Raw genomic sequence first — 516 nt, 5'->3', positions numbered from 1 at the left:
TCGCCTGTGATGCCGTACAGGAGATGCGTATCAGACACCGCTGGGATGCCATACAAGAAGCCAATGACGAGATGGAAAACGCCAGGCAGGAAGGGCGGGAATACGTTCCATTCCGCTATGAGAACGGCGATACAAAGAAAGAATTGCTGGCCCGTAGCAGATACCTGCTCTTCAAGTCGGCAGACAAATGGACAGACAGGCAGAAGATGAGAGCCAGAATCCTTTTCGAACTATATCCTGACCTGCAGAAGGCGTATTCGCTCTCTCATTCACTGAGGATGATCTTTGCCAAGAACACCATCAAGGATGCTGCCAGGCTCTCTATGGCCAAATGGTACAACAAGGTCGAAGAGGCTGGATTCCATTCCTTCAACGTTATTGCGGCTACGTTCTACGAGCACTATGATGACATACTCAACTTCTACAATAACAGGTCGTCTAACGCAGCAGCAGAGTCTTTCAACGCCAAAGTCAAGTCCTTCAGGGCAGCACTAAGGGGAATTAGGGATGAGAAAT

1 protein-coding gene is annotated in these 516 nt (G+C 49.2%); it reads left to right on the top strand.

All coding sequences use genetic code 11. From position 1 onward, the window contains the following. Nucleotides 1-516: transposase (locus CIK93_RS12980; protein WP_094447597.1), on the top strand; the 516-nt coding region annotated here is incomplete at both ends.

This window comes from Prevotella sp. P3-92 (assembly GCF_002251205.1).
Lineage (GTDB): Bacteria > Bacteroidota > Bacteroidia > Bacteroidales > Bacteroidaceae > Prevotella.
This window is presented reverse-complemented; position numbering and strand designations above follow the sequence as displayed.